Source organism: Azorhizobium oxalatiphilum, assembly GCF_014635325.1.
Lineage (GTDB): Bacteria > Pseudomonadota > Alphaproteobacteria > Rhizobiales > Xanthobacteraceae > Azorhizobium > Azorhizobium oxalatiphilum.
The window spans coordinates 671,115-687,235 of the sequence record NZ_BMCT01000001.1; the positions used below are offsets into that span (position 1 = coordinate 671,115).

The 16,121-nt window shown below is 66.9% G+C and carries 13 protein-coding genes; 5 read left to right on the forward strand and 8 right to left on the reverse strand.

Annotated features, from left to right (window positions below; translation table 11 throughout):
* Positions 1-79: 79 nt before the first annotated feature.
* From IEW24_RS03080 to rpsT, 8 genes are all read right to left on the reverse strand, one after another.
* On the reverse strand, positions 80-1,087 hold the full coding sequence (locus tag IEW24_RS03080) for a Bug family tripartite tricarboxylate transporter substrate binding protein (RefSeq protein WP_244644115.1): 1,008 nt from the start codon (positions 1,085-1,087) through the stop codon (positions 80-82).
* Between the two features lie 542 nt (positions 1,088-1,629).
* Positions 1,630-4,053 (reverse strand): DNA topoisomerase (ATP-hydrolyzing) subunit B, encoded by a 2,424-nt coding sequence (gene gyrB, locus IEW24_RS03085; protein ID WP_188575300.1) that lies wholly within the window; start codon positions 4,051-4,053, stop codon positions 1,630-1,632.
* Between the two features lie 55 nt (positions 4,054-4,108).
* Positions 4,109-4,723: a LysE family translocator gene (locus tag IEW24_RS03090; protein ID WP_188575302.1), complete on the reverse strand. Its 615-nt coding sequence runs from the start codon at positions 4,721-4,723 to the stop codon at positions 4,109-4,111.
* 238 nt (positions 4,724-4,961) lie between these two features.
* Positions 4,962-5,621 (reverse strand): L,D-transpeptidase, encoded by a 660-nt coding sequence (locus IEW24_RS03095; RefSeq protein WP_188575304.1) that lies wholly within the window; start codon positions 5,619-5,621, stop codon positions 4,962-4,964.
* A gap of 184 nt (positions 5,622-5,805) precedes the next feature.
* The gene (gene recF, locus IEW24_RS03100) at positions 5,806-6,939 is read right to left on the reverse strand and encodes a DNA replication/repair protein RecF (protein ID WP_188575305.1); all 1,134 of its coding nucleotides are present in this window, start codon (positions 6,937-6,939) and stop codon (positions 5,806-5,808) included.
* 14 nt (positions 6,940-6,953) lie between these two features.
* Positions 6,954-8,072 (reverse strand): DNA polymerase III subunit beta, encoded by a 1,119-nt coding sequence (gene dnaN, locus IEW24_RS03105; RefSeq protein WP_188575309.1) that lies wholly within the window; start codon positions 8,070-8,072, stop codon positions 6,954-6,956.
* Between the two features lie 548 nt (positions 8,073-8,620).
* On the reverse strand, positions 8,621-10,105 hold the full coding sequence (gene dnaA, locus IEW24_RS03110) for a chromosomal replication initiator protein DnaA (protein ID WP_188575312.1): 1,485 nt from the start codon (positions 10,103-10,105) through the stop codon (positions 8,621-8,623).
* Between the two features lie 975 nt (positions 10,106-11,080).
* The gene (rpsT, locus tag IEW24_RS03115; protein WP_188575314.1) at positions 11,081-11,347 is read right to left on the reverse strand and encodes a 30S ribosomal protein S20; all 267 of its coding nucleotides are present in this window, start codon (positions 11,345-11,347) and stop codon (positions 11,081-11,083) included.
* Positions 11,348-11,650: 303 nt separating this feature from the next.
* On the opposite strand from rpsT, the gene IEW24_RS03120 reads away from it, so the two are divergent.
* From IEW24_RS03120 to trpA, 5 genes are all read left to right on the forward strand, one after another.
* Complete coding sequence (locus IEW24_RS03120; RefSeq protein ID WP_188575315.1) at positions 11,651-12,637, forward strand: complex I NDUFA9 subunit family protein; 987 nt, start codon at positions 11,651-11,653, stop codon at positions 12,635-12,637.
* A 70-nt stretch (positions 12,638-12,707) separates the two neighbouring features.
* Entirely contained in the window at positions 12,708-13,379 is a 672-nt protein-coding gene (locus IEW24_RS03125; protein WP_188575317.1) for a phosphoribosylanthranilate isomerase, read from the forward strand.
* A complete protein-coding gene (gene trpB, locus IEW24_RS03130) occupies positions 13,376-14,587 on the forward strand; it encodes a tryptophan synthase subunit beta (RefSeq protein ID WP_188575319.1) in 1,212 nt (403 codons plus the stop codon). The genes IEW24_RS03125 and trpB overlap by 4 nt, the downstream gene beginning before the upstream one ends.
* Positions 14,584-14,934 carry a hypothetical protein gene (locus IEW24_RS03135; RefSeq protein ID WP_188575321.1) on the forward strand — a complete coding sequence of 117 codons (351 nt, stop codon included), beginning with the start codon at positions 14,584-14,586 and terminating at the stop codon, positions 14,932-14,934. The genes trpB and IEW24_RS03135 overlap by 4 nt, the downstream gene beginning before the upstream one ends.
* Positions 14,935-15,073: 139 nt before the next feature.
* Positions 15,074-15,913 carry a tryptophan synthase subunit alpha gene (trpA, locus tag IEW24_RS03140; protein WP_188575323.1) on the forward strand — a complete coding sequence of 280 codons (840 nt, stop codon included), beginning with the start codon at positions 15,074-15,076 and terminating at the stop codon, positions 15,911-15,913.
* Positions 15,914-16,121 lie beyond the last annotated feature (208 nt).

Sequence of the window (16,121 nt, forward strand, 5' to 3'; positions counted from 1 at the left end):
GATCAAGTCCGGGGATGACGAAGCTTTGCTGCATTGACCGCGGAGCCGAGTGTCGATCGGCTCCCGGCCTTAAGCGTGCTCACTTCTCGCCGCGGAGCCAGCCGTTGCGCTTGTACATGTCCCGGTAGCTGGCCTCGTGCTGGGCGATGAAGGCCTTGAACTCCTCGCCCACCAGCACCTTGCGGATCTGCGCGCCGCGCTCGGCATAGGCCACGAACTCGGGGGCGGCGGCGGCCTTCTGGAGCAGCTGGGTGTAATAGGCCAGCGCCTCCGGCGGCACGTTGGCGGCCATCCACACCGTGCGCGGCTGGGCGAAGCTCTTGATGTCGAGCCCGGCTTCCACGCAGGTCGGGATGTCGTTCCACGACTTGCCGTCGGCGATCACCGTCTTGTCGGCGAGGCGGGCATCCTCGAACACGCAGAGCGGCTTCTGCACGCCGGCCTTCCACTGCTCGACGCTCTCGGCGGGATTGTTGACGTTGGCCTCAATATGGCCGCCGGCCACCTGAATGGCGGCCTCGCTGCCGCTCTTGAAGGGGATGTAGGTGAGGTCGACGCCGGCCGCCTGCTCGATGAGCGTCATCAGCGTCTCGTCGGCTTCCTTGGCCTTGGCGCCGCCGACCTTCAGCTTGCCCGGATTTTCCTTGGCCTTGGCGATGAAGCCCTTCACATCCTCGATGCCGGAGCTTTTCGGGTTCACCCACAGCATGAAGGGGTCGAACACGAGCGCCGCGATGGGCGTGAGATCCTTCGACGGGTCGTAGCTCAGCTTGGATGCGAGCGGGAGCACGTAGGCATCCTGCGTGCCGAAGAACAGCTTGTAGGGATCCTTGGGGCTGGTCTTGGCGTAGACGAAGGTTTCCGCACCCGAGCCGCCGGCCTTGTTGGTGACGATGATCGGGGTGGTCAGCAGCTCGTTCTTGCTGAGCGCGGACTGAACAACGCGGGCGAACGTATCGGTGCCGCCACCGGGACCCGCGGCGGCGACGAACTCGACCGGCCGGTTGGGCTGCCAGTCGGCAAAAGCCGCGGCGGGCAAGGCGAAGGACAGGCAGAATGCGAGCGCAGTTGTGGCGTGTTTTGTCACGATGGCCTCCCGGGATTTTTATGGCTCTTTGAGCCTGATTATGCCGAGGACGCTATCGCATCGGTTATTTCAAATCAATAATTACGAATTATGATTTTTAGAAAATTCGCACAATATATTGATTTTAAATCGCTTTCTTTAATTTAAGACGTGTGCGGGTGCCGGGGGTGCCGCTTGAACTGTGCGGCAAGTTCCCCCTCTTGCAAGGGGCTGCTGACCCCATGTGAGGCCAAGTGGAACGCACTCCCTCCCCCCTTGCGGGGGAGGGGTGGGGAGGGGGGTAATGCCCCCTCCGCTCCAGCACCGTCGGGGCTCGGAAAGTTCGACAGACGCAACCGAGATACCCCCCTCTCCAGCTCTCCCCCGCAAGGGGGGAGAGGGCGCGTTCCGCGAGAGGGAGACGGTCGATCCTGTCCAGCCGGCCAGATTGCAGTCGCCAGCCGTGATGTGCTGGGGCGAGCGCGCGTCGGGTGGCAACTGCCACAAAAAAAAAGGCGCCCCGGAGCGACCGGGGCGCCTGTACTGAGCGGTGGCTCAGGCGATCACACGTCCACGCTGGCTTTCAGCGCGTTCTCCTGGATGAAGTCGCGGCGCGGCTCCACCACGTCGCCCATCAGGCGGTTGAACAGGTCGTCCGCCGCGTCCACTTCCTTCACCTTCACCTGCAGCAGCGAGCGGGCGTTGATGTCCAGCGTGGTCTCCCACAGCTGCTCGGGGTTCATCTCGCCGAGGCCTTTGTAGCGCTGGAGCGAGAGGCCCTTGCGGCCGGTGTCGGTGATGCCGTCGAACAGGTCGGCGGCGCCGAACACGATGTGCTCGTCGCTCTTGCGGCGGAGCGAGGCGTTGCCGGCGAACACGCCGTCCAGCTGCTTGCCGAGGCTCTCCAGCCGCCGTGCCTCGGGCGAGGCGAGGAAGGCGGAATCCAGCAGCGTCGTCTCCAGCACGCCGCGCACCCGGCGCGACAGGCGAAGGCCGGTCTCGTCGGCGGAGCCTTCCCACGTGCGCTCGGTGTCCTCGGCGAGGATGTTGAGGCGCGCGGCGATGCGGCCCGCAGCGGCGGTGGCGGCGTCGTCATCGTCCAGCAGGTTGGCGCCGAGGGCATCGGCCAGCGCCGCCTGCTCGGCCACGGCCTTGTTGTAGCGCGGGTGCAGGTTCAGCAGCGTGCTGCGCACCTGACGGGACAGCTCCACCACGGAGGCCAGATCCGCGCCGGTGCGCACTTCGCCCGAGGCGAGGTGCAGCGAGGCGTCTTCCAGACCGGCGGTGATGAGATAGTCCTCCAGCGCCTTCTCGTCCTTGATGTAGGTCTCGGACTTTCCGCGCGCCACTTTGAACAGCGGCGGCTGGGCGATGTAGATGTGCCCGTGCTCAAGAACCTCCGGCATCTGCCGGAAGAAGAAGGTGAGCAGCAGGGTGCGGATGTGGGAGCCGTCCACGTCCGCGTCGGTCATGATGATGATCTTGTGGTAGCGCAGCTTGGCGATGTCGAAATCATCGCGGCCGATGCCGGTGCCGAGCGCGGTGATCAGTGTGCCGATCTGCTCGGAGGACAGCATCTTGTCGAAGCGCGCGCGCTCCACATTGAGGATCTTGCCGCGGAGCGGCAGCACCGCCTGGAAGGCGCGGTCGCGGCCCTGCTTGGCGGAGCCGCCGGCCGAGTCACCCTCGACGATGAAGATTTCGGACTTGGCCGGATCGCGCTCCTGGCAGTCGGCGAGCTTGCCGGGCAGCGAGGCGATGTCGAGCGGGTTCTTGCGGCGGGTGAGGTCGCGGGCGCGGCGCGCCGCCTCGCGGGCGGCGGCGGCTTCCACCACCTTGCCCACCACCGACTTGCCCTCGTTCGGGTTCTCCTCGAACCAGTTGGAGAGCGCATCGCCCACCAGGCTTTCCACCACCGGGCGGACCTCGGAGGAGACCAGCTTGTCCTTGGTCTGGGAGGAGAATTTCGGATCCGGCACCTTCACCGAGAGCACGGCGGTGAGGCCCTCGCGGCAATCCTCGCCGGTGGGGTCCACCTTCTCCTTCTTGGCGATGCCGGAACGGTCGGCATAGCCCAGCACCTGCCGGGTCAGCGCGGCGGCGAAGCCCGTGAAATGGGTGCCGCGATCACGCTGCGGGATGTTGTTGGTGAAGCAGAGGATGTTCTCGTGATAGCCGTCGTTCCACGACAGCGCGGCTTCCACCGTGATGCCGTCGCGCTCGGCGCGGATCACCACCGGCTTCTGGAGCAGGGCCTGCTTGTTGCGGTCGAGATAGGCGACGAAGGCCTCCACGCCGCCCTCATAGTGCAGTTCCTCGCGGCGCGGCTCGGGGCCGCGCGCGTCGGTGAGCACGATGTGCACGCCGGAATTCAGGAAGGCCAGCTCGCGCAAGCGGTGTTCCAGCGTGGCGAAGTCGAACTCGATCTTGGTGAAGGTTTCCGGCGAGGGCAGGAACGTCACCTTGGTGCCGCGCTTGCCGTTGGCCTCGCCAACCACCTTGAGTGGGGCTTCCGCATCGCCGTGGCGGAAGCGCATGTAATGCTCCTTCCCGTCCCGCCAGATGGTCAGGTCGAGATGGGTGGAGAGCGCGTTCACCACCGAGACGCCCACGCCGTGGAGGCCGCCGGACACCTTGTAGGAGTTCTGGTTGAACTTACCGCCGGCGTGGAGCTGGGTCATGATGACCTCGGCCGCCGAGACGCCCTCTTCCTCATGAATGCCAGTGGGAATGCCGCGCCCGTCGTCGGTGACGGTCACGGAGCCATCGGCATTGATGGTTACGGTGACTTCGGTGGCGTGGCCGGCCAGCGCCTCGTCGATGGCGTTGTCCACCACCTCATAGACCATGTGGTGCAGGCCCGAGCCGTCGTCGGTGTCGCCGATGTACATGCCGGGACGTTTGCGCACGGCGTCGAGGCCCTTGAGGACCTGAATGGACTGGGCCCCGTATTCATCGGGGGACGCCGCGGGCACGGGATCGGCCATGGTTATGTCTCGAATCGTTGAAACGCTTGGAGGAAGTTGTAGCGCAAAGCCGAGGTTATTTGGTGGCAACGGCGACTGCCGTGCCCGCCAAAACGGTTCCGCACACACGATTTATGATCTTCAGAGCGCTGGCACCCGCCACCATTCGGCGTGTGCGATCCGTAATATGCACGTACAGCGCGAATACGCACCCCAGAACCACGCAGATCACGCCTGACATCTCAAGGAAACCAAGGGTGCTCAGGTGTTCCAGATCCATCATGGCTGGCAGCGCGGCGAGATAGAAGGCCATGGTCTTGGGATTGCCGATGGTCAGCGCCACGCCGGCGCCGAACAGGCCGCGCGCGCCGCTGCGCCGGGGCTGGGCGTCGAGGGACACCGGGCCGGTCGGGGCGGTCCAGAGCCGCCAGGCAAGATAGAGCAGATAGGCCGCGCCGGCGAGGCGGACGAAGACGAACAGGCCGCCCAGAGCCGCCGCGAGGGCCGAGAGGCCGAGCACGGCAGCGGCAAGCCACAGCACGTCGCCGAGGATAAGGCCGCAGATAAAGGGGAGGGCGCCGGTGCGTCCGCCGGCCAGCGTCCGCGTCACCAGCGCGACGACGGCGGGCCCGGGTGTCGCTGCGGCCACCGTCAGCACGGCGGCGAAGAGCGCGAGCGAGGCAAAATCCATGGGACTTCTGTGCCCCCGTGGGGGCGCAAGGTCAAGCCGGGCGTGCCTGCGCGGCACGCCCGCACGAGCCGGATCGGTTCAGATTGCGATCTGAACCGTGAATCCGTCTCGAAAACTTGGATAGAGAACGTCTTTCGGTCTGGATTGCGGAGCAATCAAAACCGGACGTGCTCTGGAGCCGGATCGGTTCAGATTGCAATCTGAACCGTGAATCCGCCTCGAAAGCTCCGGCGTGGGATCAGGTGTTGATCACATAGACGCGGGTGCCCTCGGGCACGCGCTCGTAGAGATCGATGATGTCCTGGTTGAGCAGGCGGATGCAGCCGGAGGACACCTGCGTGCCGATGGTGTCCGGCTCGATGGTGCCGTGCAGGCGGAACATGGTGTCCCGGTCGCCGTCATAGAGATAGAGCGCGCGCGGGCCGAGCGGGTTGGTCTCGCCGCCGGGCAGGCCGGCCGCATACGGCTTGTAGCGCTCCGGCTGCTTGGCGATCATGTTCGCCGTGGGCGTCCAGTGCGGCCACTTGGCCTTGCGCTTGATGGTCGCCCAGCCGCGATAGCTGTAGCCGTCCTTGCCCACGCCCACGCCGTAGCGGATGGCCTTGCCGCCCGCCTGCACGAGGTAGAGGTAGCGGTTGGGCACGTCCACGACGATGGTCCCGGCCGGATACTTGGTCGGATAGTCCACCACCTGACGCAGCAGGCGCGGATCGAGGCCCGAGGTATCGATGGCTTCCACCGGGAAGGGCTCGCCGACCACTTCGCCATAGCGGGCATCGCCGATGGTCTGGACCACCGAGGGCGGGGCGTTGGTGACGCAGGCCGCCAGGAAAAGCGGGGTACCAAGCACAAAGACGCGCCGGCTGAGGTCGGCGGACGTGGAGCGATCGCGGGCCATGATTCCCCAAACAGTGGGCTAAGCTGATTCGCCTTCTAGCATGCGGGTTTACGGTGCTGGTTGCAGGACGGCCACACCCTCCTGAAAACCACCCCTAGCAATGGTGAAAAACGCGTGAGTTGGAATACGTCCAGACAAGGTTTTGCAGAGCAGATGCATCCGATCTGATCGATGAAAACACTTTCTAGGACGCTGGCTGTACCGTTCCGGGACTGACGGTGAAGCGTTCCGCACCGTCCAGCGCCGCAAAGGCCAGGGGATCGGCGCCGGTCATCCAGACCTGCGCGCCCAGCGCGGTGAGCGCCGAGAACAGGCCGCCGCGCCGTTCCGCATCCAGATACGCCACCACGTCGTCCAGCAGCACGATGGGGGCGAGGCCCTGCATCACGCTCACGAGCCGGGCATGGGACAGGGCAAGGCCGATGAGCAGCGATTTCTGCTCGCCGGTGGAGCAGAGCGCCGCCGGCAGGCTCTTGGGGCCGTGGGACACCACGAGATCGCACAGATGCGGGCCTTCCAGCGTGCGGCCGGCGGCGCGGTCGCGCGGGCGGTTGTCCTGGAGGAGGGCGCGATAGCGGTCCTCCACCTCCACGGCGGGCGCTTCCGCCAGCAGGCGCTCCAGCGCGCCTTCCAGCGCGATGTCGGCATAGGGGAACAGGCTGGCGTCGTCACGATGGGTGGCGATCTCGGCGGCGAGGCGCTGCACGGTCTCAAGCCGCGCTGCGGCCACCGCCACGCCCAGTTCCGCCAGCTCATGCTCCACCGCGCCCAGCAGGCGATTGTCGCCGCCATCCTCCAGCACCCGGTTGCGGGTGCGCAGTGCGCGCTCCAGCGCGTTGACGCGGGTGCCGTGGCTGGCGTCCACCGCCAGCACGAGACGGTCGAGAAAGCGGCGGCGGTCGGACGGAGGGCCGGTGAACAGGCCGTCCATCTCCGGCGTCAGCCAGACCACTTTCAGATGATCGAGGAAGGCATTGCCGGAACCGGCGGTCTCGCGGTCGATGCGGAAGCGGCGGTTGGGGCCGTCAGTGCGGCCATCGCTGCCGGTGCCCAGCATCACCTCGCCCTGCGCGCCGTCCACTTGCGCGGCGACAGCCCAAGACCCATCACCGCCGGCCTGCGCCAGCGTATCCAGCGCGGTGCGCCGGAGGCCACGTCCCGGCGAGAGCAGGGAGATGGCTTCCAGAAGGTTGGTCTTGCCGGCGCCATTGGGTCCGGTCAGCACCACCGGCCCATCCGCCACGTCGATCTGCGCGGCGGCATAGCTGCGGAACCGGGTGAGGGTGAGACGGCGGATGCGGGCGCGGGGCGCGGTCACGACAGGTGTGAAGCTCACACCCGCATGGGCATGAGCACGTACAGCGCGTCGGTCTTCGTGCTGTCGCGCACCAGCGTCGGCGAGCCGGGATCGGCCAGCTTCAGCTCGGCGGTGTCGCCTTCGAGCTGCGAGGTGATGTCCAGCAGGTACTTGCTGTTGAAGCCGATATCCAGCGGCTCGGCCGCATAATCGACTTCCAGCTCCTCGGTGGCGCTGCCGCTGTCCGGATTGGTCACGGACAGCACCAGCTTGCCCTCGCCGAGCGAGAGCTTCACGGCGCGGCCACGCTCGCTGGACACGGTGGACACGCGGTCCACGGCGGCGGCGAAGTCGGCCTTGTCCACGATCAGCGTCTTGTCGTTGCCGGCGGGGATGACGCGGCCATAGTCCGGGAAGGTGCCGTCGATCAGCTTGGAGGTGAGCACGATGGCGCCCACCGCGACGCGGATCTTGGTGGCGGACAGGGAGACGGTGACTTCCGCATCCTTGTCTTCCAGCAGCTTCTGCACTTCGGCCACCGTCTTGCGGGGCACGATGACGCCGGCAAGGCCCGCCGCGCCCTCGGGGGCGTCCAGCTCGGCCTGCGCGAGGCGGTGGCCATCGGTGGCGACCGCACGCAGCGTCTGCCGGCCGGCGGCGTCCGCCACGTGCAGATAGATGCCGTTCAGATAATAGCGGGTCTCTTCGGTGGAGATGGCGAACTGGGTCTTGTCCACCAGGCGGCGGAATTCCGCGCCCTTCACCTTGAAGCTGTTGGTGAACTCGCCGGCGGCGAGATCCGGGAAATCGGCTTCCGGCAGGGTCTGGAGCGTGAAGCGGGCGCGGCCGGCGCGCACCGCGAGGCTGCCGCGCTCCCCGCCCACTTCCAGCTGCACCTGCGAGCCGTCGGGCAGCTTGCGCACGATGTCGTAGAGCACGTGGGCGGGCACGGTGGTGGCGCCGTCCTGCTGCACTTCGGCGGGCACCGTCTCCACCACTTCCAGGTCGAGGTCGGTGGCTTTCAGCGACAGGCCGTGCGTGCCGGTGCGGATGAGCACGTTGGCAAGGATCGGGATGGTGTTACGCCGTTCGACGACGCGGTGGACGTGGCTGAGCGACTTGAGAAGCTCGGCGCGTTCGACGGTGACCTTCATGGCCCGGACCCGTGTCTCTTCGCTCGGAGAAAGGAATGGCGCACGCGAACGGGCGCCCGCGCGGCCCCGCTTCGGTTCGTGGAAACGAACCAGCGGGCCGCCGACATTGCCGCTCCCGCCGTCGCAACGCAAGTGCGGGAGCACCGTTTTTCGCGCCACGCCAGCGCTGGCGCGGGTTCGGGGCGGCGAACGGGGCTTGTGGGCTGCGGGGATAAGGCGCCGGCGGGCGGCGGAAGGGCAGGGCGGATGGGGCCGATTCAGGGGCGGTCCGGCCGGCAAGTCGGTGCTTCGATGCGGAGGGCTGTTCGGGAACGGACGTTGCGTCCTTCCCCCTCCCCATCCCTCCCCCGCAAGCGGGAGAGGGGGCCTGTCGCGCTGGATCGCGTCGTCACGCCTGAAGTCCTGGCGGGGATAGCCCTCTCCCGCTTGCGGGGGAGGGTTGGGAGGGGGAAGGCGCGGTCGCGGCAAGGCGACCGATCACCACATAAGAGCCCCGCTCCGGGTTGGCTGAAAGTTTCAGCCTCCTCAATCAGCGCCTCAGCGCCGGATCACTCCGCGACCAGACGCTTCAGCGCCTCGATCTCGTCGGCGAGCGCGCGGTCGGTGGCGATCAGGCCGTCGATCTTGCGCACGGCGTGCAGCACCGTGGTGTGATCGCGGCCACCGAAGCGACGGCCGATCTCGGGCAGCGAGCGCAGGGTCAGCGTCTTGGCCAGATACATGGCGATCTGGCGCGGCTTCACCACGTTGGCGGTGCGGCGCTGCGACAGCAGGTCGGCCCGCGACACATTGTAGTGCTTGGCCACCACGCGCAGGATGTCGTCCACGCGCACGCGCTTGGGATCGGTGGGACGCACCAGATCCTTCACCGCGCCCTCGGCCATCTCCAGCGTGACCGGCTCGCCGGTGAGCTTGTTGACGGCCAGAAGCTTGTTCAGCGCGCCGTCGAGATCGCGGCCGCTGGAACCCACATGGCGGGAGAGGAATTCGAGCACCGCAGCCGGCACCGCGAAGCCGCGATGCTGCTCGGACAGGACCTGCGAACGGGTGCGCAGGATCTGGTGGCGCAGGTCTTCCTCAAGGGTGGCGAGTTCCACCACGAGGCCGCCGGCAAGGCGCGAGCGCACGCGGTCGTCCAGCGCGTCGAGGTCGCCCGGCGGACGGTCGGCGGCAACCACCACCTGCCGGCCGGCATCCATCAGCGCGTTCAGCGTGTGGCAGAATTCCTGCTGCATGTTCTTGCCGGTCAGGAACTGCAGATCGTCGATCACCAGCGTGTCGATGGAGCGCAGGGCATCCTTGAAGGCGATGGCGGCGTGCGACTTCAGCGCGGCCACGAAGCCGTACATGAAGCGCTCGGCGGTCAGGTACACCACGCGGCGGCCACGGGCGGCACCGGCCCAGGCCACGGCCTGGAGCAGGTGGGTCTTGCCGAGGCCGACGGCCGCATGGAGATAGAGCGGGTTGAACAGCGGGGCGGCGCCCGGCACGGCCTCGGCCACCTGCTTGGCAGCGGCATGGGCAAGCGTATTGGACTTGCCGATGACGAAGGTCTCGAAGGTGAAGCGGGGGTCGAGCGGGGAGCCGGCGCCGACATCGCTTGTGCCCTGCGCGGCCGGAGCTGCGGCCACGGCCTGACGCACCGGGGCGGCGACGACGGCGGGGCGCTCGGAAACGGTCTCGCGGGGGGCGTTGGCGGCCTTCAGGGGCAGGCTGCGGGCAACGGCGGTGCGGACCGCAAGGTCAACGCGGGTCGCGCCGTTCTCATCGCGCCACAGCTCCAGCAGGCGGTCGAGATAATGGTCCTGGATCCAGGCCTTCAGGAAGCGGGTGGGCACCGAGAGGTGCACGGTGGTGCCGCTGATCCGGTCCAGCTCGATACGGGCGAACCAGCTCGTATAGCTTTCCTCGCCGATTTCCTCACGCAGACGCTGACGGACGCGATCCCATTGATCGGCAGAGACATCGGTGTTGACCGCACCCGCAAGGGCAGGTCGAAATTTGGCGACGTCTACGGCTTCCGGCTTCAGCATGAGTGCTGTTCCCGCGCGAGGCGGTTCCCTGGTTGAGGCGCGAGGGGGGATCGCGCCGACGGACGGCGCGCTGCGCGCAAGGTGAAAAAGAGGTCGAGAAAGGTGGCGCCCTGGCGGCGCGGTCAGGTCATGCCGCAGAAGGGACGTGAGCCTGAGGACGGGGGCGATGACATGGTGGAACGGACGGCGGTCTCGAAGACCGGGGACGCCGGAGGCATGGCGCTGGAAAGTGCCCTCTCACCACTGTCGCTAAAGGTCATAGCCGCCCCATTTGCCGCCGAATGATCTTCGGCAGCTTTCCGGTTGTAGAACATGTTTTTGAAGGTTCCGGGATTTTCTAGTTGTTCTAGGAAAGTAATTCCAGAACAACGTAATCCCTACTCCCGGTTGACTTCCCCATGGTCTGAAGTATTTGCGGTTGGGAATAGGTTGTGAAGCACATAGTATTCCCTCCCTCCACTCGCGAGGAGTTTTGAAAACCTTCAGTCTATTGGTGAAAGCCCGGGTCAGCCCCTGAGGTGAGATTGAACATACACAGGGGCCGGGGGTGGTGCAACGCCTTTCGGGTCGGAATGGGATAGTGGGGGAAAGGGTCGCAACAGCTTCGTTGAAGTAGCGCTTTATATCAGCCGGCAAACCTCTGGCGGGACAAAGAGAATTCGGCGATGAGCGCAGGGTTTCGGCAGATCGTATGAAGCTTTGTTCAGGAACACCCGATTACCTTTTTGACCTGCCCCGAAAGCAGCCCTGCCATGCTTGGGAGATAACTCGTTCAAGATGATCGGCTTTTCCTGAGCGGTCAGAAATCACGCTTTTGGCTGTGTTTCCGATACTTCATTTCGACGACTTGACGTCGCGTCGCAGGCAGCGCAGGGGCTGTTTGCCGAGTCGCCGGCGCGACCGCGCACGGCAATAAAAAAGCCCGGCTGCTGCCGGGCTTTTCGCCACACCGGAAACCGGCGGGACTTGTCTAACTCAGGCGCTGAGCTTGCGAACCCGGGCGGCGAGGCGCGAAACCTTGCGGGAAGCCGTGTTCTTGTGCAGCACGCCCTTGGTCACGGCGCGCATCAGCTCGGGAGCGGCAGCCTTGAACGCGGCCTCGGCCTGGTCCTTGTCGCCGGCCGTCAGCGCATCTTCCAGCTTGCGCAGGTAGGTGCGGACGCGCGAGCGGCGCGAACGGTTCACTTCGGTGCGGCGCTCGATCTTGCGAGCCGCCTTCTTGGCGGAGGGCGTATTGGCCATCGGCCATCCTTCGGGTTTGCGAGGCCCATCGGCCCTGCTCGGGCTGGCGGTACCGCGTCTGGAATGATTGCGGATGCGGGCGACCGGGGCCGCCTGCGAAGTGCCGGGCTTATAGGGTTAGCAGGCCTCCGCGTCAACTGGCTTTGGCTCCGGCATGGCGGATTTGCGACAGGCATAACCCGCCGCGGCGCTTTACGCAGCATGCTCCCATCGCGTATGTGCAGCACGTCTTATATAGAGAACGCGCGGGCGCGATGGCGTGCGGCCAGGGTTGTGCCCCGATAGTCGGTTGGGAGATGGGCGATGAGCGATGTGGCGCTGAGAGAGCAGCCGATGACGGACACGCTGGTGACTGTATTCGGCGGTTCGGGATTCGTCGGGCGCCATGTGGTGCGGGCGCTGGCCCGGCGTGGCTACCGGGTGCGAGTCGCGGTGCGCCGCCCGCAGAACGCCGGCTTCCTCCAGCCGCTCGGCTATGTGGGCCAGATCCAGATCATGCAGGCCAACGTGCGCTATCCCGCCTCCGTCCAGCGGGCGGTGGAGGGTGCGTCCGTGGTGGTGAACCTCGTCGGCATCCTGAAGGCCTCCGGCCGCCAGTCCTTCGAGGCGGTGCAGGCCGCGGGCGGGCGCACGGTGGCTGAAGCCGCTGCCGCCGCCGGCGCCAAGGTGGTGCATCTGTCGGCCATCGGCGCCGCCCTCGATGCCCCGTCCATCTATGCCCGCACCAAGGCGGAAGGGGAGGCGGCCGTTCTCGCCGCCGTGCCTGACGCGGTGATTCTGCGCTCGTCCGTGGTGTTCGGCCCGGAGGATGACTTCTTCAACAAGTTCGCCGGCATGGCCCGCTTCAGCCCGGCCCTGCCGCTGATCGGCGGCGGCGAAACCAAGTTCCAGCCGGTGTTCGTGGGCGACGTGGCCCAGGCGGTGGAGCATGCGGTGAGCGGCCAGGCCAAGCCCGGCGCCACCTATGAGCTGGGCGGCCCCGAGGTGCGCAGCTTCAAGGAGCTGATGCAGACCGTGCTGCGCGAGATCGGTGCCAAGCGTTGCCTGTGCAACCTGCCGTTCGGCCTCGCCTCGCTGTTCGCGGGCCTGACCCAGTGGCTGCCCATGGCGCCGCTCACCAAGGATCAGGTGACGCTGCTGAAGTCCGACAATGTGGTGTCGGATGCCGCGCAGAAGGACGGCCGCACGCTGGCGGGCCTCGGCGTGCAGCCGACCGCCATGGCGTCGATGATCGGGAGCTATCTTTGGCGCTTCCGCAAGTCGGGTCAGTTCACCCACATCGAGACCTGACGGGATCGGTGTGCGAGATGGAACCGGCGCAGCCGCGCCGGTTCAAGCAGGCGCGCGGCGGACGGAGTTGATGGGCATAGAGGTGAAGATCTGCGGGCTGAGCACGGCGGACACGCTGGAAGCAGCCCTCGACGCCGGGGCCGATCTGGTCGGCTTCGTGCACTTTCCGAAAAGCCCCCGCCACGTCGCCCTCGCCGATGCACCCGCCCTCGTGGCGCAAGTGCGCGGGCGGGCGAAAAAGGTGCTGCTGCTGGTCAATCCGGACGACGCCACGCTGGATGCGGCGCTCGCCGCCTTCCAGCCGGATATCGTGCAATTGCACGGCTCCGAGTCGCCCGAGCGGGTGGCCGAGATCCGCGCCTGCATCGGCCGTCCGGTGATGAAGGCGTTGCCCGTGGCGCGGGCGGAAGACCTCGCGACCGTGCCCGCTTACGCTGCGGTGGCCGACCGGCTTCTGTTCGACGCCAAGCCGCTGCCCGACGACACGCTGCCCGGCGGCAACGGCCGGCCTTTCGACTGGAACCTGCTGGCCGGCCTTGACCCCGGCCGCCCCGTCATGCTTTCCGGGGGGCTTGATGCCGGCAACCTGCCGCTCGCCCTTTCGGTGGCCCATGTCGATGGCGTGGATGTCTCCTCCGGGGTGGAGACGGCACCGGGCCGGAAGTCGGCGGAAAAGATCTTTGCCTTCGTCCAGGCGGCGCGGGCAGCAGCGGCGCAAGTCGCAGAGGGAAAAGTCCAGTGACAGCGCTCAATTCCTATCGCACCGGCCCCGACGAGGGCGGCCACTTCGGCATTCATGGCGGGCGCTTCGTGGCCGAGACCCTGATGCCGCTCATCCTCCAGCTGGAGGCGGCCTATAAGGAAGCCAAGGCCGATCCCGCCTTCCAGGCACAGATGGCCAGCGACCTCGTGCATTACGTGGGCCGCCCCTCGCCGCTCTATTATGCCGAGCGCCTCACCGAGCATCTCGGCGGCGCCAAGGTGTATCTGAAGCGCGAGGAACTGAACCACACCGGCTCGCACAAGGTGAACAACGTGCTGGGCCAGATCCTTCTCGCCCGCCGCATGGGCAAGCAGCGCATCATCGCCGAGACCGGCGCCGGCCAGCACGGCGTCGCCACGGCCACGCTGTGCGCCCGCTTCGGCCTCGACTGCGTGGTCTATATGGGCGCGGTGGATGTGGAGCGGCAGAAGCCGAACGTGTTCCGCATGGAGATGCTGGGCGCCAAGGTGATCCCGGTGAAGTCCGGCTCCAGCACGCTCAAGGACGCCATGAACGAGGCGCTGCGCGACTGGGTGACGAACGTACACGACACCTTCTATTGCATCGGCACGGTGGCGGGCCCGCATCCGTACCCCTCCATGGTGCGCGACTTCCAGTCCATCATCGGCCGCGAGACCCGCGCCCAGCTGCAGGAAGTGGAAGGACGCGGCCCCGACAGCCTGATCGCGGCGGTGGGCGGCGGCTCCAATGCCATCGGCCTGTTCCATGAGTTCCTGGATGATCCGGGCGTGGAGATCTATGGCGTGGAAGCGGCCGGCCACGGCATCGCCTCGGGCGCGCATGCGGCCTCCATCAATGGCGGCCGCCCCGGCGTGCTCCATGGCAACCGCACCTATCTGCTGATGGACGGCGACGGCCAGATCACCGAGGCGCATTCCATCTCGGCGGGCCTCGATTATCCCGGCATCGGCCCGGAGCACTCCTGGCTGCACGATATCGGCCGGGTGAAGTATATTCCCTGCACCGACAAGGAGGCGCTGGAGGCGTTCCAGCTGTGCTCCAAGCTTGAGGGCATCATCCCGGCGCTCGAATCCGCGCATGCCATCGCCAAGGTGATGGACATCGCGCCGACCAAGCCGCGGGATCACATCATGGTGGTCAATTTGTCCGGCCGTGGCGACAAGGACATCTTCGCCGTGGCGGAGCATCTCGGGGGGCAGATATGACGCGTATCGGATTGCTCGTCCTCGTCGCCGGCCTTCTGCCCGGCGCGGCTCCCGCGCTCGCACAGGCGCAGGTTCCGCCGCCGCCGGCCAATCTCCAGCTCGCCGCGGACGCGGTGCAGACGGACCCTGCCGGCGCGTTCGTGAACGTGCGGGTGAAGAACATCGGCAATACCCTGATCTCGCAGATCCAGGTGGGCTGCCAGTTCCTCGACAACGGCAAGGTGGTGGGGTCTTCCGACACCACGCTCTATGCCTCGGTGCCGGGCGTGACCGGCATCGGCCAGGTGCGCCTGTTCGGCGCCACCTCGGCCACCCAGGCCCGCTGCGGCATCCTGAAGGCGAGCTGATCCTTCCGCCTGCGGCCGGCGCCTTCCGGGGACCGGCCGCACGCTCATGAAAACCGGCGGCGCATGCCGTCCGTCACCTTTGTCCGGCCTCTCGCGGCCGATCCCCTCGATTATGGAGGGGAGGAATGTCCGGATCGTCATGACCACCCGCATCAGTGCCCGCTTCACCGACCTCGCCGCCCAGGGCCGCCCCGGCCTCGTGACCTTCATCACGGCGGGCGATCCCGACACCGAGACGTCGCTGGAGATCCTGCGCCGCCTGCCGGCCGCGGGTGCTGACATCATCGAGCTGGGCGTGCCCTTCACCGATCCCATGGCCGATGGCCCGGCCATCCAGGCGGGTGGCCTGCGCGCGCTCGCCGCCGGCCAGACCCTGGCCAAGACGCTGGAGATGGTGCGCGCCTTCCGCGAGGGCGATGACGCCACCCCCATCGTCCTCATGGGCTATTTCAACCCCATCTACATCTACGGCGTGCCGCGCTTCATCACCGACGCCAAGGCGGCCGGTGTTGACGGCCTGATCATCGTCGACCTGCCGCCGGAGGAAGACGCCGAGCTGTGCCTGCCGGCGCTGGAAGCGGGGCTGGACTTCATCCGCCTCGCCACCCCGACCACCGATGAAAAGCGCCTGCCGACGGTGCTCGCCCACACGGCGGGCTTTGTCTATTACGTCTCCATCACCGGCATCACCGGCTCTGCGGCGCCCGACGCCAATGCGGTTGGCACGGCGGTGGCGCGCATCAAGCAGCACACCGCGCTTCCCGTGGCCGTTGGCTTCGGCGTGCGCACCCCGGCGCAGGCCGCCGCCATCGCTGCCGGCGCGGATGCGGTGGTGGTGGGCTCGGCCCTTGTTGAGGCGGTGCGCAAGACGCTGGATCAGGATGGCAAGGCGACCGCGAATACGGTGGTTGCTGTCGAGACTCTGGTGCAGGAACTGGCCGAAGCCGTGCGCGGCGTGACGCGGCAGGCGGCGGAGTAGGGGAACGGTTTCGAGCCTTCAGCTGTCTGCTGAGGGCTCGATCAGCATTCCGACCGGCCTACTTTATCAAGCGACATCTGTGCAGCAATAGATCGTCATGCCCGGACTTGATCCGGGCATCCACGTCCCTCCGCCGGGCGGGCGGTGGACGCGTTGCGAACGGTCGCCGTGTTCTTGAGCTTCATGCCGTCCACCGTCGGCCCGACGT

Excerpts from the sequence above, each read along its gene's own strand:
- gyrB (WP_188575300.1), bottom strand. The coding sequence starts at position 4,053 with ATGGCCGATCCCGTGCCCGCGGCGTCCCCCGATGAATACGGGGCCCAG.
- IEW24_RS03090 (WP_188575302.1), bottom strand. The coding sequence starts at position 4,723 with ATGGATTTTGCCTCGCTCGCGCTCTTCGCCGCCGTGCTGACGGTGGCC.
- IEW24_RS03095 (WP_188575304.1), bottom strand. The coding sequence starts at position 5,621 with ATGGCCCGCGATCGCTCCACGTCCGCCGACCTCAGCCGGCGCGTCTTT.
- dnaN (WP_188575309.1), bottom strand. The coding sequence starts at position 8,072 with ATGAAGGTCACCGTCGAACGCGCCGAGCTTCTCAAGTCGCTCAGCCAC.
- dnaA (WP_188575312.1), bottom strand. The coding sequence starts at position 10,105 with ATGCTGAAGCCGGAAGCCGTAGACGTCGCCAAATTTCGACCTGCCCTT.
- rpsT (WP_188575314.1), bottom strand. The coding sequence starts at position 11,347 with ATGGCCAATACGCCCTCCGCCAAGAAGGCGGCTCGCAAGATCGAGCGC.
- IEW24_RS03120 (WP_188575315.1), top strand. The coding sequence starts at position 11,651 with ATGAGCGATGTGGCGCTGAGAGAGCAGCCGATGACGGACACGCTGGTG.
- IEW24_RS03125 (WP_188575317.1), top strand. The coding sequence starts at position 12,708 with ATGGGCATAGAGGTGAAGATCTGCGGGCTGAGCACGGCGGACACGCTG.
- IEW24_RS03135 (WP_188575321.1), top strand. The coding sequence starts at position 14,584 with ATGACGCGTATCGGATTGCTCGTCCTCGTCGCCGGCCTTCTGCCCGGC.
- trpA (WP_188575323.1), top strand. The coding sequence starts at position 15,074 with ATGACCACCCGCATCAGTGCCCGCTTCACCGACCTCGCCGCCCAGGGC.